The sequence below is a fragment of the Streptomyces sp. GB4-14 genome (assembly GCF_022696125.1).
Taxonomy (GTDB): Bacteria; Actinomycetota; Actinomycetes; order Streptomycetales; family Streptomycetaceae; genus Streptomyces; species Streptomyces werraensis.
Genome location: NZ_RZHO01000002.1, coordinates 3,307,064 through 3,330,276, shown reverse-complemented (window position 1 = coordinate 3,330,276; position 23,213 = coordinate 3,307,064). Strand labels below are relative to the sequence as shown.

Annotated in this window: 24 protein-coding genes and 3 tRNA genes; 11 read left to right on the top strand and 16 right to left on the bottom strand. The window is 72.1% G+C overall.

Translation table 11 applies throughout. From position 1 onward, the window contains the following. The first annotated feature begins 6 nt into the window (after window positions 1-6). A complete protein-coding gene (locus ELQ39_RS16550; protein ID WP_242592495.1) occupies window positions 7-1,038 on the top strand; it encodes a medium chain dehydrogenase/reductase family protein in 1,032 nt (343 codons plus the stop codon). 154 nt (window positions 1,039-1,192) lie between these two features. Here ELQ39_RS16550 and ELQ39_RS16545 read toward each other — a convergent pair. Together ELQ39_RS16545 and ELQ39_RS16540 are read right to left on the bottom strand one after the other, a co-directional pair. Beyond that, a tRNA-Arg gene (locus ELQ39_RS16545) sits at window positions 1,193-1,265 on the bottom strand. A 196-nt stretch (window positions 1,266-1,461) separates the two neighbouring features. Beyond that, window positions 1,462-1,552, bottom strand: a tRNA-Ser gene (locus ELQ39_RS16540). A 178-nt stretch (window positions 1,553-1,730) separates the two neighbouring features. Between ELQ39_RS16540 and ELQ39_RS16535 the strand changes: the two genes are divergently transcribed. Together ELQ39_RS16535 and ELQ39_RS16530 are read left to right on the top strand one after the other, a co-directional pair. After that, window positions 1,731-2,216: an SSI family serine proteinase inhibitor gene (locus ELQ39_RS16535; RefSeq protein ID WP_242592494.1), complete on the top strand. Its 486-nt coding sequence runs from the start codon at window positions 1,731-1,733 to the stop codon at window positions 2,214-2,216. Window positions 2,217-2,432: 216 nt separating this feature from the next. Next, window positions 2,433-7,286 (top strand): response regulator, encoded by a 4,854-nt coding sequence (locus ELQ39_RS16530; protein ID WP_242592493.1) that lies wholly within the window; start codon window positions 2,433-2,435, stop codon window positions 7,284-7,286. A gap of 99 nt (window positions 7,287-7,385) precedes the next feature. On the opposite strand, the gene ELQ39_RS16525 is transcribed toward ELQ39_RS16530, so the two are convergent. From ELQ39_RS16525 to ELQ39_RS16515, 3 genes are all read right to left on the bottom strand, one after another. After that, on the bottom strand, window positions 7,386-9,101 hold the full coding sequence (locus tag ELQ39_RS16525) for a long-chain fatty acid--CoA ligase (RefSeq protein WP_242592492.1): 1,716 nt from the start codon (window positions 9,099-9,101) through the stop codon (window positions 7,386-7,388). A gap of 84 nt (window positions 9,102-9,185) precedes the next feature. Further along, complete coding sequence (locus ELQ39_RS16520) at window positions 9,186-9,746, bottom strand: SigE family RNA polymerase sigma factor (RefSeq protein ID WP_190004473.1); 561 nt, start codon at window positions 9,744-9,746, stop codon at window positions 9,186-9,188. A gap of 267 nt (window positions 9,747-10,013) precedes the next feature. After that, window positions 10,014-10,304, bottom strand: coding sequence for a hypothetical protein (locus tag ELQ39_RS16515; protein WP_242592491.1), 291 nt, complete (start codon window positions 10,302-10,304; stop codon window positions 10,014-10,016). 383 nt (window positions 10,305-10,687) lie between these two features. Between ELQ39_RS16515 and ELQ39_RS16510 the strand changes: the two genes are divergently transcribed. From ELQ39_RS16510 to ELQ39_RS16495, 4 genes are all read left to right on the top strand, one after another. Then, window positions 10,688-11,548, top strand: a complete 861-nt coding sequence (locus ELQ39_RS16510; protein WP_242592490.1) for a bifunctional DNA primase/polymerase — start codon at window positions 10,688-10,690, stop codon at window positions 11,546-11,548. A 90-nt stretch (window positions 11,549-11,638) separates the two neighbouring features. Further along, a complete protein-coding gene (locus ELQ39_RS16505) occupies window positions 11,639-12,070 on the top strand; it encodes a hypothetical protein (RefSeq protein WP_242592489.1) in 432 nt (143 codons plus the stop codon). Then, on the top strand, window positions 12,067-12,603 hold the full coding sequence (locus tag ELQ39_RS16500; protein ID WP_242592488.1) for a DinB family protein: 537 nt from the start codon (window positions 12,067-12,069) through the stop codon (window positions 12,601-12,603). Before ELQ39_RS16505 ends, ELQ39_RS16500 begins: the two co-directional genes overlap by 4 nt. Continuing rightward, window positions 12,600-13,028 carry a YunG family protein gene (locus tag ELQ39_RS16495; protein WP_242592486.1) on the top strand — a complete coding sequence of 143 codons (429 nt, stop codon included), beginning with the start codon at window positions 12,600-12,602 and terminating at the stop codon, window positions 13,026-13,028. Before ELQ39_RS16500 ends, ELQ39_RS16495 begins: the two co-directional genes overlap by 4 nt. Before the next feature lie 217 nt (window positions 13,029-13,245). Here ELQ39_RS16495 and ELQ39_RS16490 read toward each other — a convergent pair whose 3' ends face one another. The 10 genes from ELQ39_RS16490 to ELQ39_RS16445 all read right to left on the bottom strand — a co-directional run bounded on the left by ELQ39_RS16490 (window position 13,246) and on the right by ELQ39_RS16445 (window position 19,671). Continuing rightward, window positions 13,246-13,539 (bottom strand): hypothetical protein, encoded by a 294-nt coding sequence (locus tag ELQ39_RS16490; RefSeq protein WP_242592484.1) that lies wholly within the window; start codon window positions 13,537-13,539, stop codon window positions 13,246-13,248. 231 nt (window positions 13,540-13,770) lie between these two features. Beyond that, window positions 13,771-14,949, bottom strand: coding sequence for a tyrosine-type recombinase/integrase (locus ELQ39_RS16485; RefSeq protein WP_242592482.1), 1,179 nt, complete (start codon window positions 14,947-14,949; stop codon window positions 13,771-13,773). After that, entirely contained in the window at window positions 14,949-15,167 is a 219-nt protein-coding gene (locus ELQ39_RS16480; RefSeq protein ID WP_242595618.1) for a helix-turn-helix domain-containing protein, read from the bottom strand. The genes ELQ39_RS16485 and ELQ39_RS16480 overlap by 1 nt, the downstream gene beginning before the upstream one ends. After that, window positions 15,161-16,549 (bottom strand): replication initiator protein RepSA, encoded by a 1,389-nt coding sequence (gene repSA / locus ELQ39_RS16475; protein WP_337663012.1) that lies wholly within the window; start codon window positions 16,547-16,549, stop codon window positions 15,161-15,163. The genes ELQ39_RS16480 and repSA overlap by 7 nt, the downstream gene beginning before the upstream one ends. Then, window positions 16,546-16,728, bottom strand: coding sequence for a hypothetical protein (locus ELQ39_RS16470; RefSeq protein ID WP_242592480.1), 183 nt, complete (start codon window positions 16,726-16,728; stop codon window positions 16,546-16,548). The genes repSA and ELQ39_RS16470 overlap by 4 nt, the downstream gene beginning before the upstream one ends. 92 nt (window positions 16,729-16,820) lie before the next feature. Beyond that, window positions 16,821-17,114, bottom strand: coding sequence for a hypothetical protein (locus ELQ39_RS16465; protein ID WP_242592478.1), 294 nt, complete (start codon window positions 17,112-17,114; stop codon window positions 16,821-16,823). A gap of 15 nt (window positions 17,115-17,129) precedes the next feature. Then, window positions 17,130-17,312, bottom strand: a complete 183-nt coding sequence (locus ELQ39_RS16460; protein ID WP_093764424.1) for a mobile element transfer protein — start codon at window positions 17,310-17,312, stop codon at window positions 17,130-17,132. 14 nt (window positions 17,313-17,326) lie between these two features. After that, window positions 17,327-17,989 carry a DUF2637 domain-containing protein gene (locus ELQ39_RS16455; protein ID WP_242592476.1) on the bottom strand — a complete coding sequence of 221 codons (663 nt, stop codon included), beginning with the start codon at window positions 17,987-17,989 and terminating at the stop codon, window positions 17,327-17,329. A gap of 21 nt (window positions 17,990-18,010) precedes the next feature. Continuing rightward, on the bottom strand, window positions 18,011-19,339 hold the full coding sequence (locus tag ELQ39_RS16450) for an FtsK/SpoIIIE domain-containing protein (RefSeq protein ID WP_242592474.1): 1,329 nt from the start codon (window positions 19,337-19,339) through the stop codon (window positions 18,011-18,013). 2 nt (window positions 19,340-19,341) lie between these two features. After that, on the bottom strand, window positions 19,342-19,671 hold the full coding sequence (locus ELQ39_RS16445) for an SCO3933 family regulatory protein (RefSeq protein WP_031018264.1): 330 nt from the start codon (window positions 19,669-19,671) through the stop codon (window positions 19,342-19,344). A gap of 160 nt (window positions 19,672-19,831) precedes the next feature. Between ELQ39_RS16445 and ELQ39_RS16440 the strand changes: the two genes are divergently transcribed. From ELQ39_RS16440 to ELQ39_RS16425, 4 genes are all read left to right on the top strand, one after another. Further along, the gene (locus ELQ39_RS16440; RefSeq protein ID WP_031018266.1) at window positions 19,832-20,626 is read left to right on the top strand and encodes a GntR family transcriptional regulator; all 795 of its coding nucleotides are present in this window, start codon (window positions 19,832-19,834) and stop codon (window positions 20,624-20,626) included. Further along, a complete protein-coding gene (locus ELQ39_RS16435; protein ID WP_242592472.1) occupies window positions 20,623-21,288 on the top strand; it encodes a YdcF family protein in 666 nt (221 codons plus the stop codon). Before ELQ39_RS16440 ends, ELQ39_RS16435 begins: the two co-directional genes overlap by 4 nt. Before the next feature lie 690 nt (window positions 21,289-21,978). Further along, window positions 21,979-22,173, top strand: coding sequence for a hypothetical protein (locus ELQ39_RS16430; protein ID WP_242592470.1), 195 nt, complete (start codon window positions 21,979-21,981; stop codon window positions 22,171-22,173). A gap of 163 nt (window positions 22,174-22,336) precedes the next feature. After that, window positions 22,337-22,969 (top strand): hypothetical protein, encoded by a 633-nt coding sequence (locus ELQ39_RS16425; protein ID WP_242592468.1) that lies wholly within the window; start codon window positions 22,337-22,339, stop codon window positions 22,967-22,969. A 156-nt stretch (window positions 22,970-23,125) separates the two neighbouring features. Here ELQ39_RS16425 and ELQ39_RS16420 read toward each other — a convergent pair. Beyond that, window positions 23,126-23,212 (bottom strand) — tRNA-Ser (locus ELQ39_RS16420). Between the last annotated feature and the right edge of the window lies 1 nt (window position 23,213).

The window sequence follows — 23,213 nt, the reverse complement described above, 5'->3', positions numbered from 1 at the left end:
GTCGCCATGAACGCCGCAGAAATGATCGAGGTCGTACTGCCGGGCAAGGTCGAACCGGAGGGACTGCAGGTGCGGCGGGGCGCCGTCCCCAACGCCGGTCCCGGACAGGTGGTCATCCGCATGGAGGCGACCGGTGTCTCCTTCGCCGAGCAGCAGATGCGCCGCGGCCGTTACTACGACCAGCCGCCCTTCCCCTTCGTCCCCGGCTACGACCTGGTCGGCACGGTTTCGGAGGCCGGCGACGGTGTCGATCCCGCGCTGGTCGGCAGCCGGGTGGCCGTACTGCTGAAGGTCGGCGGCTGGGCCAGCCACGTGGTCGTCGACGCCGCCGATGTCGTGCCGGTCCCGGAGGGGATCAGTGCGGCGGAGGCCGAGACCGTGGTGATCAACGGCATCACGGCATGGCAGATGCTGCACCGCAAGGCCCGCGTCCGCGCGGGGCAGACCGTCCTGGTGCACGGCGCCAACGGCGGCGTCGGCTCCGTCCTCGTCCAGCTCGCGCAGGCCGCGGGAGCGAAGGTGATCGGCACCGCGTCCGTGCGCCACCACGCCGCCCTGCGGGAGCGGGGGGTGAGCCCGATCGACTACCGCGGCGAGGACATCCCCGCTCGCGTCCGCGAGCTCGCCCCGCGCGGCGTGAACGCCGTCTTCGATCACGTCGGCGGCCGCGGCATCATCGACTCCTGGCGCCTGCTCGCGCCCGGCGGCACCCTCGTCTCCTACGGCAGCGCCTCCACCCGCGACGACGAGGGCTCCAAGCAGTGGCCCGTCCTCAAGCTCCTCGGTCGGGTCTGGCTGTGGAACGCCCTGCCCAACCGCCGCCGCGCCTACTTCTTCAACGTCTGGGCCGGCCGAGCCCTGAACCGCAGCCGTTTCCGCGCCCGGCTGCGCACCGACCTCACCGAGGTCTTCGAAGCCCTCGGGCGCGGTGACATCACCGCCCACATCGCCGCCGAACTGCCCCTCACCGGGGCCGCCGAGGCGATGCGGCTGGCCGAGTCCGGCACCGTCGCCGGAAAGGTCGTCCTGCACGCCTGACGCGATCCGCCTCAGGCGGCCCGTCAGTCCGGGCCGCGATCGGCAAACTGCCCGACGTCATGGGCGGCAGCGGCGGACGCGGTTGCCGTACTGCGCTGCTGTACGCCCCGGCAACGCAAGAGGCCCCGGATCTCTCCGGGGCCTCTCACCTGTGTGCACTCGGCAGGATTCGAACCTGCAACCTTCTGATCCGTAGTCAGATGCTCTATCCGTTAAGCTACGAGTGCTTGTCTCTTCATTTGTCTCGCCGCTCCCGGCCCTTTCGGCCCGCTCGCGGCGACAGGAAGAACATTACATGACTGCCGCCGCCATGTGAAATCCGATTGCCCTACCCCTTGTGACCTGCGAAAACGCGCTATCGGGCACGAACGGCGAGGGAACGACGAAGCCCCGGCCGCTGGGGCCGGGGCTTCGTGATCGGGGCGGAGGCGGAGGGATTTGAACCCTCGATGGGCTTTAAGGCCCAAACCGCATTAGCAGTGCGGCGCCATAGACCGGACTAGGCGACGCCTCCATGCACAACCTGCTGCGCGCGGGCGCGAGTGGGTGGTGCGTGCCGATGATGACACAACCGTGTGGGGTGTCACCAATCGCCCCCCACGGTACTAGGCGGGGAGCCCGCAGAGCAAAGTCCTGACGACCGGCACGCCGTCGTGGCGCAACGTCCCGCGTTCCGGCGCGTTGATCACGGCATGACTTCCCTGTCTCCGTTGCCTTCCTCATCGTCCACGCAGCCGCGGCTCCTCGCCGTGGGCGCCGCGCTCGTCGCGGTCCTCTCCCCGCTCGCCGCGTCCCCCTCCCCGGCGCGGGCCGGGGAGGCGGCGCCGGCCGGCGACCGGCTCACCGTCACCGTCCGGCACGCGGGCGGCGGGGCGGACGGGACGTACGAGGTGCGGTGCCGGCCGAGCGGCGGGACGCATCCCGACCCGGACGGCGCCTGCGCGGCCGTCGAGCGGCGGACGCGGTGGGGGCGGGACGCCTTCGCGCCGGTGCCGGAGGACGCCGTGTGCACCATGCAGTACGGCGGACCCGCCACCGCCCGGATCACCGGCACCTGGGCGGGCCGCCGCGTCGACGCGGCGTACGACCGGACGAACGGGTGCGCGATCGAGCGGTGGGACCGGCTGGTGCCGCTGCTGCCCGACGCGGGCCGGACGCAAGGTGCACCCGGGGCGTAAAGGTCCCGCGAAGGTTCACGGCGCGTCGGCCCAGGCAGGCGCGGTCGCGGACGTACCGGGCGTCACATCACCGTCACCTCGGGGTGCGATGTGCGTCCCATCCGGCGTCCCCGGCGCACCCCCAGCCCTTAGACTCCCTCCCGTGACACGTTGCGGGCCCGTTGGCAAGATGGCCCGAGCGGTCGGCACGTCGCGGTAACAGGGAGGAAGCGTCTCGTGAGCAGCAGGCCATCCCGAGGCGCTGCTCGCCTCGCAGCCATACTGGACGCGCTTCCCGACGCCCTGGTGCTGGTCAACGCCAACGGGACCGTCGTCAACGCCAACACCATCGCGCTCGAGGCCTTCGAGACGCCGGGCACCGCCCTGGTGGGGCGCGGCCTGCTGGACCTGCTGCCGGAGTTCGACAGCAAGCTCATCCCCGGCTCCATGCGGCGGCCCGACCACATCGACCCGCGCGCACGCACCAAGCCGACCCGGATGACCGCCCGGCGGACCGACGGAACCGAGTTCCCCGTCGAGGTCACCAGCGCCAACCTCGAGAACACGCAGCACACCTACGACAGCTACGGCTACACCGGCGACGAGCTGCTGATGCTCGTCGTCCGGGACCTCTCCGGCACCGTGGACACCGAGGCCGAACTCGCCCGGTCGCAGCGGCAGACGGAGATGATCCTGCGGGCCGCCTCCGAGGGCGTCGTCGGCACCGACACCGACGGGCGGATCGTCCTGGTCAACCCGGCCGCCGCCCAGATCCTCGGCTACCGGGCCGGCGAACTCGGCGGACGCGAGCTGCACACCCTCGTGCTCCACTCGCGCGCGGACGGCTCCCCGTTCCCGTACTCCGAGTCCCCGCTCGCCGACACCCTGCGCTCCGGCCGCAAGCACCGCGTGCGCGGCCAGGTCCTCTACGCCAAGAACGGCGACAAGCTGCCGGTCGACCTCACCACCGCCCCGGTGCGCGACGGCGACCAGCTCGTCGGCGCGGTCATGACGTTCCTGGACCGCCGCCCCTACGACGCGCTGCTCAAGGAGAAGGAGGACGCCGAGCGGGAGCACGCCGAGGAGCTGGAGCGGCTCGCCGAGGAGCACGGCTCCGAGCTGACCGCCCTGCGCCAGAGCCACGTCACCGAGGTGGAGGAGCTCCGCGAGAAGCACGCGGAGGAACTCGCCGCGTACGAGGAGCGGTACGCGGCCCTCGGCGAGCGCGAGAAGGACCGCTACGAGGCCCTCGCCGCCCGGCACGAACAGCTGCTCACCCTCCTCGGCCGTTCCCTGCGCGGCCCGCTCGACGAGCTGCGCCGCGAACTGGCCGCGCTCGCCGCCGACGACGCGGGCCAGCTGTGGCCCGAGGCGAACCAGGTGCTCCACCACCTGTCGGCCGGCTACTCCCGCATCACCACCCTCATCGACAACGTCCTCGGTTACCAGCGTCTCGACTCCGGCACCGAGGAGATCGCCCGTACGAAGGTGATGCTCGACGCGGTCGTCGCGGCCGGCGTCGACGGCGCCGTGGAGCTGATCGGCCCCGGCCGGGTGCAGTTCGCGGTGCACGCGCCGCCCATCGAGGCCGAGGTGGACGCGCGTCTGCTCGCCACCGCCCTCGCCCATCTGGTCGCGGACGTCGCGGGCGTCGACGCGACCGGCAACACGCCCCTGTCGGCGGGCGGTTACCTGGACAACACGGTGGTCGTGGCGGCGGCCCAGCGCGGCGAGGTCGTCCGCATCGAGGTGCGCGGCCCGTACGGCGGCGGCGACCCGGTGCACGAGCCGATCGTGCGGGGGATCGTCCGGGCGCACGGCGGGGTGCTCCAGACGCACGAGGTGCCGGGGATGAGCGGCAGCGCGTTCGTCCTCGAGGTGCCGATCGGCGGCGGGGCGGGATCCGTACCGCGGGAGGCGGCCCCGCAGGCCGAGGAGGCGGCCGCTCCCGCCGAACCCGTCCCGGGCGGAGGGCGGCGCCGGGCGCGGCGCGCGTCCGTCGACGCGTTCCTGGAGAGCGAGGTGCCCGACGGCGACGGTGAGGCTCCGGCGGCTCCGGCCGCGGAGGCGTCTCAGCCCACCGGGCGGCGCAGGCGGCGGGCGGCTCCGGCCGAGGCCGCGCCGGCGCAGGCGCAGCTTCCGGCCCAGGCGTCCGGTGAGGACGGGGCCGTGTCCGGCGGGACCGGGCGGCGGCGTGGCCGTCCTGCCGAGGACGCGGCGGGCGCGGCGGGCGCCGAGGTCGAACTCGCCGGTCCGGCGGCAGGGGCGGGGGTGTCCGAGGGCGCCGTCGTCACCGCGGCCGAGCACGCGGCGGGCGCCGCGGCCTCCAACACGGGCCTTGGCGGGACCGTACCGCCGCAGGGTGTGCCCTCGCCGTCCGGACGCCGGGCCCGGCGCGCGGCCGGTGAGCAGCAGGCGCTCGCGCCGGCGCTGCCCGCGGCCGGCGAGGCGAACGGCGCGGTCGCCGTGCACGTGCCCGCCCAGGGCACGGGACCGGATCAGCAGCCGCAGCCGACCGGACGGCGCCGGCGTGCGCTGGCCGCCGCGAACGAGCGGGCTGCGGCGCAGGAGGCCGCGCCGCGCACGGTGTTCGCGCTGCCGCCGGCCGGGGCGGACCAGGACGAGCAGGCGGGGCAGGCGGCGCAGGCCGAGGCCGCGGGGCAGCAGGTCGCAGGGCAGCAGGTCGCCGCGCAGGTGCCGCCGACGGCTCCGCAGGCCCCCGTGGCGCCGGGTCAGGTGCCGGGGGGTCAGGAACTCCCGGGTGCCCAGGGGGTCACGCCCGTGGCGCCGGGTGCCGTGCCGAACGGGGTGGCCGCCGGTCCGGCTCCGCAGCCTGTGGTTCCCGCCGCGGGTCAGGCCGTACCTGCGCATCAGCAGGCCGCCGGGCCGAACGCCGCTGCCGCGGGCGCGCCCGGTGCTCAGCCGGTCGGGCCCGACGCGCAGCGGCCGGTACCGCCGAACGCACCCGCCGCCGGGCCCGCTCCTCAGCCCGCCGGGCCCCCTCCTCAGCCCGCCGCGCCGGGCCTCCAGCCCGTGGGCGCGCACCCGCGGGCTCCGCAGCCTGTTCCGCCGAACCAGCAGGCCGCGCCCCAGGCGGCCGGGCCGAACCTCCACCCCGCCGACCCGAACGCGCAGCCGGTCCCGCCGAACCGGCATGCGCCGCAGCCGACCGCGCCCCAGGCGGCCGGACCCCACCTCCAGCCCGTCGGCCCGAACGCGCAGCCCGCACCCCAGCCCGCCGTGCCGGGCCTCCAGCCGGCCGGGCCCGGCGCGCAGGCGCCTCAGCCCGTTCCGCCGCATCCGAACCCGCAGGCCCCGCAGCCGGCCGACGCCGCCGCTCAGGCAGCCCAGGCCGTCGCCCCGGCGCCCCAGGCGGGTGCGCACCCCGCCCCCGCTCCCGCACCGGGGGGCGGACCCGTCGCCGATGCCGGGCAGCACGCCGCCGTTCCGGTGGACCAGTCCGAGGACCACACCCCGCCGCAGCCGCACCCCACCAGCGCGCCCACCGGCCGCCGTCGGCGCGCGGTCGCCCCGCCCGCCGACGCCGCGCAGGCTCCCGGGGCTCCCGAGCAGTGGGGACCGGCGCCCCCGCCGGCCGCCGCGGCCCCGCTCCCTCCGGCCCAGCCGCTTCCCGCCGAGGCGCCCGCCCCGCCCGCGCCGGGCGCGGCAACCCCGCCCGGCGGGACGCCGGCCCCGCAGCAGTGGCCCACCGCCGGTGACACCTCCGGCGGCGGTGCGGCGCCCGCACCGACCGCGCCGCAGCCCACGCCGTCGGGTGGCACCCCGTTGCCGCCCGAGGGCGCGCCCGCGCCGGCCCGGCCGGCCGCCCAGCCGCTGCCCGCGGAGGCCGCCGCGCCGGTGGACCCCGACTCGACACAGGGCCGTGCGTTCAGCGTGCGGACGCTGGGCCAGGGCGTGCCGTTCAACCGGCAGGCCGCCCAGGTGCAGCAGCCGCCGGCGTCGGCCACGCCGCCCCCGCACCAGCCGGGCGGTTCCGGCCGCCGCCGCAAGCTCGGCACCCGCAGCGACCAGGCCGCGGCGAACGGCCAGACCTCCGGCGGGCAGGCCCCCGGCGCCGGGCAGGGCGCCCGCCCGCACCCGCAGGCCGGGCCCGTACCGCCCGCCGGCCAGGCTCACGCGCCGCAGCAGGACCGCACCCCCGCCGCCGCCCTCGCCCAGCCCGCGGCGCCGCCGACGCCGGCCGGGCAGTCCCGGCTCGCGCCGGCCGCCGAGGCCGCCGGACGCTCGTACGCGATAGGGGCGCCGGACGCGGACGCCGCCGAGGGTCCCGAGCCGCTGGACGGTCCGGGCGGGGCCGTGGAGGTGGCGGACCCGCCGCGTCCGCAGCCGATGGACGACGAGCTGCCGCCCGAGCCGCTGGACAACCCGCGCCGGCTGCTGGTGTGGCCCGCGCCGGACGTGTCGACGCAGCAGGCGCTGAGCGACCGCGGCTACCGTCCGGTGATCGTGCACTCCCGTGAGGAGGTCGACGCACAGATCGCGGCCTTCCCGGCGGCGCTGTTCGTCGACCCGCTGACCGGGCCGATCACCCGTACCGCTCTGCAGTCGCTGCGGCAGGCGGCGGGCGCGGCGGAGGTGCCGGTGATGGTCACGGCCGGACTCGGTCAGGCCTCCCGCGACGCCGCGTACGGCGCCGACCCGGCCGTCCTGCTGAAGGCGCTCGCGCCGCGCGACAGCGAGCAGCACCCGCCCCGTGTCCTGCTGATCGAGGAGCACGCGGAGATCGCGCTGGCCCTGACCGGGACGCTGGAACGGCGCGGGATGCAGGTCGCGCGGGCCGCCGGTGACGCCGACGCGGTGACGCTGGCGGGTCAGTTCCGGCCGAACCTGGTCGTGATGGACCTGATGCAGGTGCACCGCCAGGCCGGGCAGGCAGGCATCGTCGACTGGCTGCGCGCGAACGGGCAGCTCACCCGCACCCCGCTCGTCGTCTACACGGCCGCCGTCGACGCGGCGGACCTGCCGCGGCTGGCCTCGGGCGAGACGGTGCTGTTCCTCGCGGAGCGGTCCACCAGCCCTGAGGTGCAGGAGCGCATCGTCGACCTGCTGTCGCGGATCGGGACCAACTGACGGTCCGGGCGCGGATCGTGAGCACGGACAGCACCGCGCCGGGCGGTGGGCGCGGGTGTCGCGCTCACCGCCCGGCGCGTGTCCGGGACCGGGCGTCGGTCAGAGCTGCGTGACGTCCAGCGTGCCCTCGGCGTACTGCCGGCGCAGCACCTTCTTGTCGAACTTGCCGACGCTGGTCTTCGGAACCGCCTCGATCACCGTCCAGCGCTCCGGCAGCTGCCACTTGGCGATCTTCCGCTCCTCCTGGAGGAAGGCACGCAGCGTGGTGAAGTCGGCGGTGGCGCCTTCCTTGAGGACGACCGTGGCGAGCGGGCGCTCACCCCACCTGTCGTCGGGGACGGCGACCACGGCGGCCTCGGCGACGTCCGGGTGCGCCATCAGCGCGTTCTCCAGCTCCACCGAGGAGATCCACTCGCCGCCCGACTTGATGACGTCCTTGGCGCGATCGGTCAGGGTGAGGAAGCCGTCGGCGCTGATGGTGCCGACGTCGCCGGTCTTGAGCCAGCCGTCCTCGCTGAACTTGTCGGCCGGGCGCAGCGGTTCGGCGTCCGGGCCGTTGTAGTAGGCGCCCGCGATCCAGGGGCCGCGCACCTCCAGCTCGCCCGCGGACTCGCCGTCCCAGGGGAGGCGCTCGCCGCCGGGGCCGGTGAGGCGGGCCTCGACGCCGGCCGGGAAGCGGCCCTGGGTGAGCCGGTAGGCGAACTCCTCGTCGGTGCCGACGGCGTGGGCCGGCGGGCGGGCGACCGTGCCGAGCGGGGAGGTCTCCGTCATGCCCCAGGCGTGACAGACCCGCATCCCCAGCTTGTCGAACGCCTCCATCAGCGAGGGCGGACATGCGGAGCCGCCGATGGTCACCTGGGTGAGGGAGGAGACGTCCCGTGGGCGGGCGGTGAGCTCGGCGAGCAGGCCCTGCCAGATGGTGGGGACCGCGGCGGCGTGCGTCGGCTTCTCGCTCTCGATCATCTCGGCGAGCGGGACGGGCTGCAGGAAGCGGTCCGGCATCAGCATGTTGACGCCGGTCATGAACGTGGCGTGCGGCAGGCCCCAGGCGTTCACGTGGAACTGCGGGACGACGACCAAAGACGTGTCCTGGTCGGTGAGGCCCATCGACTGGGTCATGTTGACCTGCATCGAGTGCAGGTAGATCGAACGGTGGCTGTACACCACGCCCTTGGGGTCGCCGGTGGTGCCGGAGGTGTAGCACATGGCGGCGGCGGACCGCTCGTCCAGCTCCGGCCAGTCGTAGGCGACGGGCTGTCCGGCGATCAGCTCCTCGTACTCGTGCACCTGGACGTGGGTGTCGGCCAAGGGGGAGCGGTCTCCGGGTCCGGAGACGACGATGTGCTCGACGGTCTTGAGGTGCGGCAGCAGCGGGGCGATCAGCGGGATCAGCGAGCCGTTGACGATGACCACGCGGTCGGCGGCGTGGTTGACGATCCACGCGAGCTGCTCGGCCGGCAGGCGCAGGTTCAGGGTGTGGAGCACGGCGCCCATGGAGGGGATCGCGAAGTACGCCTCGACGTGCTCGGCGTTGTTCCACATCAGGGTGGCGACCCGCTCGTCGCCGCTGACGCCGAGATCCTCGCGCAGGGCGTGCGCCAGCTGGGCCGCCCGGGAGCCGATCTCCGCGTAGGAACGGCGCTGCGGGTCCCCCTCGCCGGTCCAGGTGATCACCTGCGAAGTGCCGTGGATCGACGACCCGTGGGTCAGGATCCTCGAGATCAGCAGCGGTACGTCCTGCATGGTGCTCAGCACGGCGTCCTCCTGGGCGACATTGCCTGGCGTCGGTACGGTGTGCGCTGATTCTGCGCACATACCGCGCGGTATGTCACTAGGGGAGCGGATGATCGATCACGCTCCGACGGACGGCAGCCCCCTTCAGGATCCGCTCATACCCCCTCAACTCCGAACAAGTCCCAGCTCAGCGTCCTCACGGAGCTTGCCGAGCGCCCGCGACACGGCCGACTTCACCGTCCCGACCGAGACGCCGAGCACCTCTGCCGTCTGGGCCTCACTGAGGTCTTCGTAGTACCGCAGCACGACCATCGCCCGCTGGCGTGCCGGCAGCCGCATGACCGCCCTCCACATCGCGTCCCGCAGGGCCTGCTGCTCGGCGGGGTCGTCGCCGGCCGGCAGCGGGTCCGGCTCGGGCAGCTCGTCGCAGGCGAACTCGTCGACCTTGCGCTTGCGCCACTGCGAGGTGCGCGTGTTCACCAGCGCCCGGCGGACGTAACCGTCCAGCGCCCGGTGGTCCTCTATCCGCTCCCAGGCGACGTACGTCTTGGCGAGGGCGGTCTGCAGCAGGTCCTCCGCGTCGCTGGGGTTTCCGGTCAGCGACCGGGCGGTCCGCAGGAGCACCGGCTGGCGGGCCCTCATGTACGACGAGAACGACGCGTACGGGAGGGTCTGCGTCGCCGGGGCGGCGGCGTTCGAAGCGCTGGTGCAGACGGGTGTGGTCATGTCGTCCACGCTAGGAGCAGGGCCCGCCCGGCGGATCGCCCGCAGGTCCCGAAGCCGGATCCCCCTCAGGTTGTAGGGGTGGGGCCCGCCCCACCTCCCAGAGGTGGACGAGCGGATGAGGGGTCCTGCGGGTCCCCCCTGACGCACGGCGCGCCGCCTTGAGGACCGGCCGCCCGGCGCGGCGGCGCCGAAGCGCCGCCGCGACCGACGTCCTCCCCCCTGTCCCGCACCCCCTTCTCCCCCTGGCTCTCCCCCCTGTCTACGCGGTCAGAGCGCCGGCCACCAGAAGGGGGCGAAGCTGATGGCCACGTTGTCCTCGCCCTGGTTGACGCTGGTGAACGCGGAGCCGTTGACCTGGGCGGTATTGCTCTCGTTCTCGGCGCCGGCCCCTACGGCCTGCTGCTGTGTGGTGGCGGAGTTCCCGAAGTTGTCCCCGCCGACTCCGGTACCGAGGGCGCCGACGCCGTTGTCCGCCGTCGCGACCCCCGCGAACAGTGCGGCCGCGAGCGGGAGCGCGGCGGCGGCGGCGACGACACGGGCGGTACGGATGCTTGCCATGTTGTGTTCCCTCCAGAACCAAGGACGCACCGGGTCAAGGCCGTCCATGCGTGAACTGCGGCTGTGAACTGCGGCTGTGAATTACGGCTTCCACCAGGGAAGTTGGCCCCCCGCCCTGGTGCTGTGCACGACGTCGCAAGATCAGGATTGCCCACCGGACGCCGCGGAACCACCTCGGAAGCCGTGATTCGCACGCAAGCGTGAGAAGCCGCTGATAAACCCCGAGTCGACCCTGATTCGAGGTCTGTTCGACCCGAAGTGGCGACGACCCCGGCGCCCCAAGGGAGGAAGCGTTTCGGCGCCGGCCCGGCCGGATCCCGCACCCCTTGGGTGCCACCCCTTGCCCCCTTCCCTTCTTCGAACATGTGTACGAACATAGGGGTATGGCCACCACCGACCGGCAGGCCACGACGCTGGCCCTCGCACACGCCCTGTCAGCCGCCGAACGCGGACTGGCCGTCATCCCGCTGTCCCGCACCAAGCTTCCGGCCCTGCGCTCCCCGCACCGCGACGACCCGTCCCACCCGCCCTGCCACGGCGAGTGCGGCCGCTTCGGCCACGGCGTGTACGACGCCACCACCGACCCGGCGCGCATCCGTGCCCTGTTCGCCGCCGCTCCCCGCGCGACCGGTTACGGCATCGCCTGCGGCCTGCCCCCGCACCACCTCGTCGGCGTGGACCTCGACACGAAGAACGGCACCGACCCCGGCACCGCCCTGCGCGCCCTCGCCTCCCGGCACGGCTTCACCGTCCCGCCCACGGTGGTCGTCCTCACCCCGAGCGGCGGCCGCCACCTCTGGCTCAGCGGCCCGCCCGACGTCGTCGTCCCCAACTCCGCCGGCCGCCTCGCCCCCGGCATCGACATCCGCGGCGCCGGCGGCTACCTCGTCGGCCCCGGCTCCCGTACGGAACACGGCACGTACCGGGCCGCGCCCGGCACCGCCGGCCTGGCGCCCGCGCCCTGTCCTCCCGCCCTGCTGCGCCTGCTCCTGCCGCCGCCCCGCGCCCACCACCCGACGCCCCCGTCGGCGGGTGACCACGGGCAGGGCCTCGTCCAGTTCGTCCTCGCGGCGCACGAGGGCCTGCGCAACACCCGTCTGTTCTGGGCGGCCTGCCGCGCCTACGAGGACGGCATCGGCCCCGAACTGGTGGAGCCCCTGGTCGACGCGGCCCGCGCCACGGGCCTGTCAGAACGCGAGGCGCGCGCGACGATCGCGTCGGCCGCGCGCAGGACCGGCCACTGAGGCCTGCCGTTCCTCCTCCCCCCACGCCCTCCCGCGCACGCGCCCGAAATTCGAAAGACCCGCATGCACCAGCGCCTTAAAGTGCCGACCATGGCACTCTCCCGCGTCCTCCTCGCCTCGGGCCGCTCCGTGGACCTGACCGAGCTGCGCCTGGCGGCGACGTACGGAGACGTGCTCGAGGGATACCCGTGCAAGCTGCTGAACGACCTCGCGATCGCCGGGCTGCTCCGGTCCGCCGAACACGTCCACCCGGGCGTCCCGGTGCATCTGATCCCGCCGCCGCGCGAGTACCCCGACCAGTTCGCGGGCGGCTTCGGCCCGGTGGAGGTGCTGCCCGCCGTGACCTGCGTCGGCAGCTTCCGCTCCGAGGCGCTCGACCCCGGACATGACCGTGCCCTGTACCGTTCCCGCCTCACCGTGGTCTGGTTCCAGCCGACGCCGCGCATCCCCTCGGGGTGTGACGCGGAGACGGCCTTGCTGGACATGGACTGGGAGCAGCTCGCCACCGACGAGGAACTGTGACCGTACCCGCCCCTTCCACCGCCCGGGCCGGCCTGCTCCGCTGGCAGTTCGACCTGACCTGGTCCCTGTTCGAGTACCACCTGGAGCGCCTGGAGCCGGAGGACTTCCTCTGGGAGCCCGCCCCGCTCTGCTGGACGGTCCGCAGGTCGCCCGAGGGCGTCTGGGTCCCCGACTGGGCGGACACCGAGCCCGACCCCGTACCGGTGCCCACCGTCGCCTGGGTGAGCTGGCACATCGGCTGGTGGTGGAGCGTGACGCTGGACCACGCGCGCGGGGAGCGCCCGCGTGAGCGCACCGAGATCGTGTGGCCCGGCGCGGGTGAACCCACGATCGTCTGGCTCCGCTCCCTGCGCGCGGAGTGGCTCGCCCACCTCGACACCCTCACGGACGCCGGCCTCGACGCCCCGGCGCCCTTCCCCTGGCCGGACGACCCGTCCCGCACGACGGCGCACATGCTGGCCTGGGTCAACGCGGAGCTGATGAAGAACGCGACGGAGATCGGCCAGCTCCGCCTGCTGCGGGCGGCGTCATGAACGGCGACGCCACCGCCATCCGGCCGCCGTGGTCCCTGCCCGACCTCGACAGGGCGTTCCGCTCCTGCTGGGCCGCCGACACCTGCTCACCCGACGACCTGCCCGACTGGCGCCCTGACAACCCGTCCGTGGGCCACTGCGACATCACGACCCTGGTCGTCAACGACCTGTTCGGCGGCGACCTCCTGGTCGCGGACGTACGCCGGGACGGCTCCCCGCACGGCCACCACTGGTGGAACCGTCTCCCCAACGGCATCGAACTCGACCTGACACGGGACCAGTTCCGCGCGGGCGAGACCCTCTCCCCACCCCGCACGGTGACACGCCCTCCGGGCCCGCTGCCCCGCCGCCACCCCGAGTACGAGCTCCTCCGCAGGCGCCTGACGGGGTACTTGGGCCCGCTTCCGCCGGCGGGCGGCGTCTAGGCTCCACGGGGGCGGAAGGGGGAGTGGCCGTGGGCCAACGAGGGGCGGAGGGACGGAACGCCGACCGGGTCGCGACGGGGGGCGCGCCACGAGGCGAACCTGTTGGACACCCCGGACGTCCCGCATGAGCGGCCAGATCCGACCTGCCGACGACCGGCAACGCAGGCCGCCCGCTGGTGCTGTCAGCCGGCCCCCATGGCGGAGACCAGCGCCGCCCCTACGCCGAGGACAACCAGTTGCACGATGCCGGGATGCGCCATCCCAGGGCGAGGAGGCCGCCGCCCGTCAGGACCGCGCTGCCGCCCAGCAGCCACATCGCCTGCGCCGCCACCTCCGGCGCACCCGACGCTGCGGCGCTGTCGCTGTCGTAGCTGTCGGCCCATCCCGCTGTTCCGACGCAGTACACCGACCCGGCGATGAGCATGAGGTCGACAAGAAGCAGCACCACGCTGACGCCGATCTGCGGGCCGGTGGAAGGCTCGTCCACCGGGGGCGTATCTCCTGAGCTCATGCGCTCAGTGTGGTGCCGTACCGGGCGTCGCACATGAGTTCAGGTACTCAGGTGCGCCGTTCTCATCGGCACCGATGCATGAGAGCGGCCCCTGACCTGGAATTCGGATCAGGGGCCGCTCTCACTGCTCATCGCGCGGAGGCGGTGGGATTTGAACCCACGGTGACATCGCTGCCACGACGGTTTTCAAGACCTTTCGGCGATCACGGCCGTTGACCGCTGCGCCGCAGGTCAGATGCTTGCAGGGACGCCTGCAGCACCGTCGCCGTCGTCATCGTGCCCCCTACGTGCCCCATGGGCGTCGTCGTGCCCGCTGAACCACGCGTCGGAGGCTTCGGCCACCTGGTCGTCGCGGCCGGCGACCGGGCGGGCGTAGTGCCGGGTGGTGACGCTCGCGTTCGAGTGGCCGAGGCGGTGCGCGGCGGTCATGACGCCGTACCGGTCGGCGACCCACGTGCCGTGGGAGGCCCGGAGGTCGTGCGGAGTCACGTCGGTCAGGCCGGCCGCCGAGACGGCAGGGTCGAAGTACGCCTTGCGCCACTGGTTGTAGCGCAGCGGCTTGCCCGCGGGCGTGGTGAACAACAGCGCGTCTTCCCCGCCGGGCAGCTCCTCGAGGAAGGCCCCGAGGCGCTTCGCCAGAGAGGGTGCCAGCCGCAAGAGCCGCTTCTGATGAGACTTCGGGGAGTCGAAGACGAGGGCGCCGTTCGCTTCGGCCAGGTTCTCGTCGACCAGGAGGAAGCCGCCGGCGACGTCCACGTCCGAGCGCCGAAGCGCGAACGCCTCTCCCACCCGCAGACCGGCGAAGGCGAGCAGCGCGATCAGCAAGTCGTGCGGCTTCTCGGCGGCGCGTACGATGCCCGAAGCCTCCTGCGGCGTGACGATGTGCGGTTCGGTCTGCGGCATACGCGGAAGCCGGACGCCACGGCACGGAGTCTGCGAGATCAAGTCGTTGTCCACGGCGGACGCCATGATCTGCGACAGCACCCGGTACGCCTGGCGGATGCGCGAGGCACTCAGGCCCTCGGTGCGCATCGCGGCCACCCACTCAGTGATCGTGATCGGCCGCAGGCTCGACAACTCCTGGTCACCGAGCGCCGGATTGATCCGTGAGTTGATCAGTGACCGGTACGTTGCTTGTGTCTTGTGCTTCAACTGCGGAGCCACAGCGGCCAGCCAGCGAGCGGACCAGTCCCGCACGGTCGTCCGCCCTTCGGCGGGGTCGAGCCAGCGGCCCTCTTCGATCTCGATGCGCTTCCGCATGAGCCACCGGTCGGCGTCCGTCGACGTGGCGAACGTCCGGTCCGCAGGCCGCAACACGCCGTCCGGTCCCGGATAGCGAGCCTGGAAGCGGCCGGACGGGAGCTTACGGACACGGCCGAACGGTCGGCGGGATCTACGCTTCGACGCCATCAGGCAGCACCCCGCAGAGCCACCGGGCGCAGGTTGACCGGCTGCACGGTGTGGGCAGCTACGAACGCGTCCACCGCACTCTCAGGGATGCGCACGTGTCGACCGACCTTCACGAAGGTGATCCGCCGTTCCTCGATGAGCCGTCGAGGAAACCGCACGCCCGTGCCGAGGCGTTCGGCGACTTCCTGCACGGTGAGCAGTCGGTCCGTGGTCACCAGTCCTCCCCTTCCGAGCGCAGGTCTGTGAGCGCTTCGCGTGCGAGTTCGCGGCTTGCTTGCAGGTCCCGGCGGATGTTGGCGGCGAGCCAGGATTCGCCGGGGGTGTGGCCGTGGCCGGCGTAGGCCCAGTGGGCGAGGGTGAGCGTGGTTGCTTCCTCGTCGTCGGGGTCGGGCAGGCCGAGGGCGGCGCGTTGCTGGGCGGCGCGGTAGTCGGTGCGGGCCTGGCGGAGTTCGCCGAGGGTGGTGGAGTAGCGGCGGGACTTGGTGGAGAAGTGGCCGCGGAAGCCGAGCATGTGGGCCCAGTCGCGGAGCTTGCGGTCCGGGTAGAGCGGGTGGAGGTCGAGGCAGGCGGCGATGAGCCGGGCCGGGTGCTCGGGGACGTCAAGGAGGACCAGGGCTTCCTTGTTGCCGATGCGGCGGTCCACGGTGCCGGTGGTCTCGGCTGCTTTGGTCGCGTACTTGGCGACGTAGGAGGCGACCGCCTGCTCGGTGATGTCCTCGCCGTCGCCGAAGGCGCGGATCGGGCGTACGTCGAGCTGGGTACCCCATCGCAGGGTCCGGGCCGGTTGGTCCCCGGCCGGGGGTACGTCGACTTCCACGCGGGCGGCAGCGGCATGGATGGCGTCGGTGAGCAGGTCGAGGGTGGCCCACGCCGGGGGCGGGTCGTCGGGGCCGGCCGGGCCGTCGAAGCGGATCACGGCATGGAAGTGCACGGCCCCGCGCTTTTGGTATTCGGCGACCTTCCCGAACGACACCCGCGACTGCTCGCGGGCGGCCTTCTGCGTGAGTCCGGCCCGCTTGGCGATCTCCCGGCGCAGGTAGATCGTGAAGTAGCGCCACAGCTCGGAGGCGTGGTTGTTCCACAGCACCGCGCCCGCGTAGTCGTAAGCGTCCGGGTCGAGCGGTGTGCCCAGCTCGGGGGAGTCTTCGGCGTGGTGGGTGCCGCAGCGGCAGGGCCGGTTGCCGGGCCGGTTGTGGACCGGGCCGAACGACGGCGCGGTGAGCGTGGCGAACACCCGAGGGTGGTCGCGGATCGTCTCGGGGGTGCCCTTGGCGGGGTCGCCGACGAGGCCGGCGCGGATCAGGTGGTAGGTGTCGCCCGCGTAGGTCCAGGCGCAGGACGGGCAGCGGGAGGCGCGGCGGTTGCCGCAGGCGACGCGCAGGACCCCACCGGGCTCGGTGTCGGTGGAGTACGAGTGCAGCACCTGTCCCGTGGCCGCGTCGCGGGTGACGGTCGAGCCGGTCAGGCGGATCGGGTCGGTGCAGCCGCCGGTACGGCGGATCTGGTCTTGGATGCGGTCGAAGCCGGGAGACCCGGCCAGCCTCAGCACGTCGGCGAGGGTGGCCGGGTCCAGGCCCGCCATCGTGGCGGTGTCGGTCACTTGATCACCGCCCCCAACGGGCGCACACGGCGGGCGGTGCCAGTGCCCTTGCAGGTCGGACAGGTGACGCGGAGAGTGGCGCGAGAGCCGTCCGGGCGGGGGACTCCAGTGGTGATCGCGGCGGTGGCGAAGCCGTCGCAGTCGCGGCAGACACGCGTGTTCTGGGCGGGCTGGGGCATGATGAGGCTTCCCTTTCGGGTCCGTTGGATCTGGATGGGTGGAGCCGTCCGGGGCGGCGGAAGTTTGGCGACCGAGGCCGCCCCGGAGGGCGTTACTTGCTGACAGCGCGGCGCTTGGCCGCGCGGTTGATCGAGTAGGTGAGTCCGCTGGTGGCCGACAGGACCGCGACGGCGGCACCGGCCACGACCTGGGCGACGAAGGCGATGACCAGCAGCACCGCGATCGACCCGGTGACGACGACGAGCGTCAGCACGATCGGCCCGGTGTAGGAGCGGGGTGCTTCCTGCACGATCACGACACGTCGCACATCGGTGCCGGGCGGGAGCCGCCGGTAGATGTCAGCGGGGATGTGTCCGGAGCGGAGCTGGTCCTCAGGGAGCTGCATGGCGGTGTCCTCCTCTCAGGTGCAGCGGTGGGTGCGGGCGGCGAGTTCGGCCGCTGAGCGGTCGCGGTGTTCGGTGGAGAAGCCGCACTCGGGGGCGGTGCAGGCGGCGGTGTGACGGGTCTGGCCACGGCCGTTGTTGAACGTGCCGACCCGCACGGGGCCGATGCGGATCACGTCGTAGAAACGGTTGGGGCGCACCTGGTCACCTCCTTTCAGGCGAGTTGGGCGACGATCGCGTCGGCGAGGTCTTCCGGGATGCCGAGGCGAGCGCGCAGGGTGGCGGTGTCGATGTCGCTCCCGGTGCGGGTGCGGTGCTCGGTGGCGACCTTGCGTGCGTGGTCGACCAGAGCGGGGGGCACCACCGGCACCGAGGCCGGGGCCGGGGCTTCCGGCAGAGCCGGGACCGGTTCGGCCGGGATGATCTCCGGTTCCTCGTCCGCGACGTCGGGGCGGTCGATGACCGGCGCGGGATCGGCGGCAGCCGCGGGTGCGGGTGCCGGTATCGGTGTGGGTTCGGTGGGCTGGTGGACGAGGAGGGTTCCGCCGAGGAAGGCCAGCGCGGGCCAGCCGGCGACGAGGATGCGCAGCCAGGGCGGAACGTGGTCGAGGTCGAGGAGTCCGGCGGTCGCGACGTTCGCGCCGAGGGAGGCGACCAGGGCGATGACGAACCACGTCCAGGCCGAGCGGTCCCGGCGAGCGCCGCGCAGTCGACGCCAGGCCGCCACCAACAGCAGGTCGACGGAGACCGGGTAGGCCCACGCCTTCCATCCGGACTGTCCCGCCGCTTCGGCGAGGTCGTGCAGGTGGGCGAAGGACAGAGCACCGGCGATCACGGCTTGGATGAGCACGGCATCGATGCGGATCGAGCGGAACACGTCCTCACCTCCCCTCAGTGGTCAGGACTGCGGGACGGACGGCGGTGTGGTGGGCATCGGCGGGACCGCCACGGGTGGGCGGAACGAGGCCAGGAACGGCAGGTCCGGGGTCAGGTGGGCGTACTCCCGGCAGACGGCCGCCGCTTGCGCCGGCGTGGTCTCCGGGGTGCGGATGCGCGACCAGCCACCGGAGGTGTCACCGGCCACCGCGACACCGGGACGGTCCACCCGGATCGAGGTCGCGGACACCACCGCCTCAGGCGCGATGTCACCCAGGCCCATCTCGGCGGTCTGCTTGTCGTTGACGCGGTGCACCACACGGCCGGTGAGCTGAGCCCGTAGCGCGGTCGCACCGCGGCCGAGGTCGGAGCCGAAGCGCTGCCCGCACACCTCCAGGTAGATCCCGACCGCGCGGGCCATTTGCCCCAGCCGCACGAGCTGCATGACCGTCCTGTCCCGCGCCGCTTCCTCCTTCTTGGAGGTGACGAAGAACAGCTCCGCCACCTCGTCGACGAGGACGACCAGCGGCACCGGCCGCAGTTTCTCGGGCAGGTCCCACAGGTCGGAGACCCCGTGCAGGGCGAGGAGATCGAACCGTTCGCTCATCTCCAGCACCAGCGCGTCTATCAGGCGGCCTGCCATGTCCGGATCGGTGGCCAGCGCCGACAGGCGCGGCAGGTACCGGCTGTGCTCGACACCGCGCTTGCAGTCGATCCCGACCAGGCCGACCGGGAGCTTCGCCAGGCCCATCACCAAGTTGCGCTGGTACATCGACTTCCCCGACGAGTTCGCCCCCAGGATCAGGCCGTGCGGCATCTTGCGGTAATCCCGCTCGAAGACCGTGCCGTCCTCCCGCAGCGCCACCGGCACCACCAGGTCACGCGGCCGGGCCTTACGCGGCAGACGCACCCGCCGCAGCACGTCATAGCCCGTCATCCGCAGTTCCACGTATCCGGGCTTGGTCTCCGCCACGTTCACCGACTGCACCCCGAAGGCGTGCCGCAGCCGCTCCGAGGACACCGCCACGTCGACCGGCTCCAGACCGGCCGGAAGCCGCAACGTCACCCGCAGACCCGTCGAGGTCGGCCGGATACGGCGGACCTTCGGCGCGACGGGCCGGACCTCACGCCGGGCCAGGTTGCGGGTCATGAACGCCCGCAGCCCCGTCGGCTGCACCGTCAGCCCGCACACGTCCATCGTGGACCGGTAGGACCAGGCGAACCGGCCCCACGTCAGCGGCAGACCCACCGTCGACCAGTACACGCGCGGAGCCCGAGCCTTGGCGTAGCCGACACCGCCGGCCCCCGCTAACGCCCCCGTGGCCTCCAGCCACAACGTCCAGTCGCTCATGGTCAGGCCGCCGGGGTGATCGCGACCGCACGGAAGGAGATCCCGTGCCGCTTCTGGCCGTTGAACTCGTTCTCCCAGTCCCGCGCCTTGAGCCCGACGACCCGCACCGGCATGCCCGGCTGGAGCCCTTCCGGCAGGCCCGTTTCCGGGATGGTCACCTGGTAGAGGTTCCCCTCCCCCTCGTCCGAGACCAGAAGGCCCACCGTCGACAGCGGAGCCCCGGTCTCCCGGTCCATCGCCCGCTCCCCGGTCTTGGCGTTCGCCAGCTTCGGCACCGGCGCGGTCGCCACGAACACCACAGCGGTCGAAGTGTCGATCTTGAAGGACGGCATCAGTTCTCCCAGCGTTGAAGACGAGGCAGCCCAAACCGGACTGCATGACGCTCGCTGTCCTAGGACTGCGAGCCACTGAGAGAGATAGTGCACCGCAGTCCTAGGACTGTCAACAGTCCTAGGACTATGTTTCACTAGACCTCGGTGAGAGGGGTTCGAGATGGCGTCCAAGTGGCGGGAGCTGGCGGACAAGCTGGCCGAGCAGATCAGAAGGGGTGACTACGCCCCTGGCCAGCGTTTGCCTCACATCCGAGAACTCGTCGACGCCGGTGAAGGCTCCAAGGCAACCGTGCACGCCGCCTACAAGGCTCTGGAAGCCGAGGGTCTGGTCACCTCTTCACGCGGCCACGGCACTGTCGTGCGCCAGCAGGTCCCCCTCAAGCGCTTGGGCATTGCCCGCTACGACAAGGCCAAGTGGCGAGACGGCGACGAGGTCGCGTTCATCGCGGACCGCGTGGCATCGGGCCGCACCTACCGCCGGAACGAGCAGACCCAGACGGTGAGCCGCGTCGTGGCACCGCCGGAGGTCGCAGCCGCACACGGGCTACCGGAAGGCGCGGAGGTCTACGCACGCGCCCGCCTGGTCAAAGAAGGCGACCAACCGACGCACACGCTGACCAGCTACTACCGGCCCGAGCATGTGGAAGGGACGCGACTGGTCGACCCCACCCCGGGCCCCGCCGGCCGAGGCGGCGGATTCCGCGTGCTGTACGACGCGGGGTACGAGATCGACCACATGAAGGAGCAGTTGTTCGCTCGCGCCGCCACACCGGACGAGGTGAAGCAGCTCCAGTTGCCGCCAGGCGAACCGGTGGTCGAGCTGCACCGGACGACCTACACGGCGGACGGCACCGTCGTGGAGTTCGCCATCGGGGTACACGCGGCATCACGCTTCGCGTGGGAGTACGACTTCAAGGTGCCCGACTCAGCGAGGGACGGAGAAGGACAGCAGTGATCTCGACGCAGGATTGGGCCGACGCCCGGCGCGTATGGGACTACCACCAGATGGGCCATGCACCCCGGCCGTGCTCGGTGGCCATCGGACTCGGCAGTCACGACCTGGGAGTGGCTGACACCGCCGTGGACCTGTACAAGCGCGGCATGGCCCCTCTGCTCGTGTTCACCGGAGCCACCAGCCCGACGACGCGGGAGCGCATGCCCCGCGGCGAAGCCGTCCACTACCGCGAGCGGGCATTGGAGCTGGGGGTTCCCAGCGAGGCCATCCTCGTGGAGCCGCACGCCCGGAACACCGGGGAGAACATCCGCTTCTCCCGGAAGGTTTTGGAGGGGAATGGGGTAGAGGTCTCCTCGGTGCTGCTGATCAGCAAGCCGTACGAGGAGCGGCGCGCGTACGCCACGGCACGCAAACTCTGGCCCGAGGTCGAAGTCGTCAGCGCTTCTACGCCCATGACCTTCGCCGAGTACGTCGACTCTATCGGCGACGCCCGCTTGGTGATCGACATGCTGGTCGGCGCCCTGCAACGGCTGATGATCTACCCGGATCAGGGATTTATGATCCGCCAGCCAGTACCCGGCGACGTGGCCGAGGCGTACGAGCGCCTGTGCCAAGCCGGGTACACGAACCGACTCACGACCGCCGCGACATCTTCGACCTGACCAGCACAACGAGAGCTGTTACAGGTTTCTCTACCTCATCAAGCCCCGGCTGCGCTCCGCTCCGCCGGGCGCGCTTCCCGGCTCCGCTCCGGGCGCCGCTCCTGCCTTCGGCCCGCTCCGCCCGCGCTGCGCCGACGCGCGCCCACTGGTGGGTTGGGCCGGCGGCCATGAGGCGAGTACCGCACAACGCGCCCTACGGTCACAGATGATGCCTCCGGCGGGGGATCGGCCGGCACCGGGATGGAGGGGGCACCGTGGCCGCCTGCAGGCCCGTAGGGGCGTGTCCGGGGGGGGCTCCCATCCCGACCACCGTCGACCCAGGCAAAGCCGAGCAGACGCGGCCCAGGGCGTCCAGGTCGTTCGTACAGTGGCGCGCTCCACCTGGACGCCCTGAACCACGCCCGCTCCACGGTGTGTGGGTCGACGGCGGACGGGATGGGAGCTGGGGTGAGTGGTGGGTGCGGAAGTTGGCAAGTCACGGCCAAGAGCCGGAAGGCTCCGCGCCACGGGCGGAGGGGAGGGCGGGACCACAAGTTCCAAGAGTGCCGGGGCACTTGACCCGCCCTAGCTGCTACAGTCTCACCACTGTGCGTACAGGTGTGCGCACATGACTAAGTGACCCGTTCGGCACGCTTACCAGGCCAGAGCCAACGGGTCACTCAACGATCACCCAACGAAGGGAGACGGTGCATGCATAAGCCTGCTGACCGCCAACCACTCAACGCCTATGGCGTACGCAATAGCTTTGTGGTTGTCCTGGACAGTACAGCACTGACACATCAGGTGCCAAGTAGGGGCGCGCGATTCCTTTCCGCGCTCGCGGCTGTGGCCGTGCCGATCGACGTGCTGATCAAGGCCACTGACCTCTTACAGCGCTGGATCTGATCGGCGTGAACACCGTGCCCGTGGCGTGCCCGTCCGCCGAGCACGCCACGGACACTCGCGGGGAACACCGGTGAATGAACTGCGAACGCGCAGGTCACGTCTGACCTGGTGAGGCCCAGGGCACGTACGCGATCTTCCAAACTGGTGCTCCAGACCCCGGGCAGTGGCGCTGGACTGGTTCACTGAGGCTTCGCTGGTCTCGCAGTCGAAGAGACTTCTCTTCATGGATGCAGGCTTAGCAGCAGTACTTGGAGCAGTTGCAGGAGCGGTCGGAACGGCCCTAGCCGGCGCCAGCACGGGATGGGCCTCACGGCAGCAGGCGAAGATCGCCGCCAGGTCTGCTCACCAACTGGAACGTCGGCAATCGCGTGAAACCGCGTACAGGGCCTTCATACGAGTAGCCGACACCTTGCACGAACACGTCGCCCCCATAGTCAGTTCATGGGCGGTGACTGAGGGGTTCGTCATACTCCGCAGACCCAATCAAGACTTCTGCGAGGAAGCAGAGGCGCATGGTCGGGCCCTAAGAGACGCATGGCTTGAAGTCTCGCTTCTGGGCCCTAGCTCTGTGCTCGATCCCGCTGTTTCGGTTCTGGAGGTCGGCAGGGACGTGATCAACGGATGCTCGCTCGTCTTCACGCTCTTGCAAGTAGATCTGTCCGAAGAACCGGAGGTGAGAGATGAGATCACCTCTGCCCGGCAGCGAACTTGGGACGCCATGTCCCGGTTTGAGAAAGACATCCAAAAGTTCGGCAAGTCCGCCCAGCAAGCACTAGACGACGATGGCGCCAGCTGAACGGCGCCGACCGCGAACTCATCAACTCAGGCGTGCCCCAGCCGTGCCCGATCGAGCGGCAAACCACGGGGAACACCGGGCAGTGACGGTAGCCGGGCACGAGAACGGCCCCCGACCGGACATCCAGGTCACGGGCCGTTCTCACTGCTCATCGCGCGGAGGCGGTGGGATTTGAACCCACGGTGACATCGCTGCCACGACGGTTTTCAAGACCGTTCCCTTAGGCCGCTCGGGCACGCCTCCC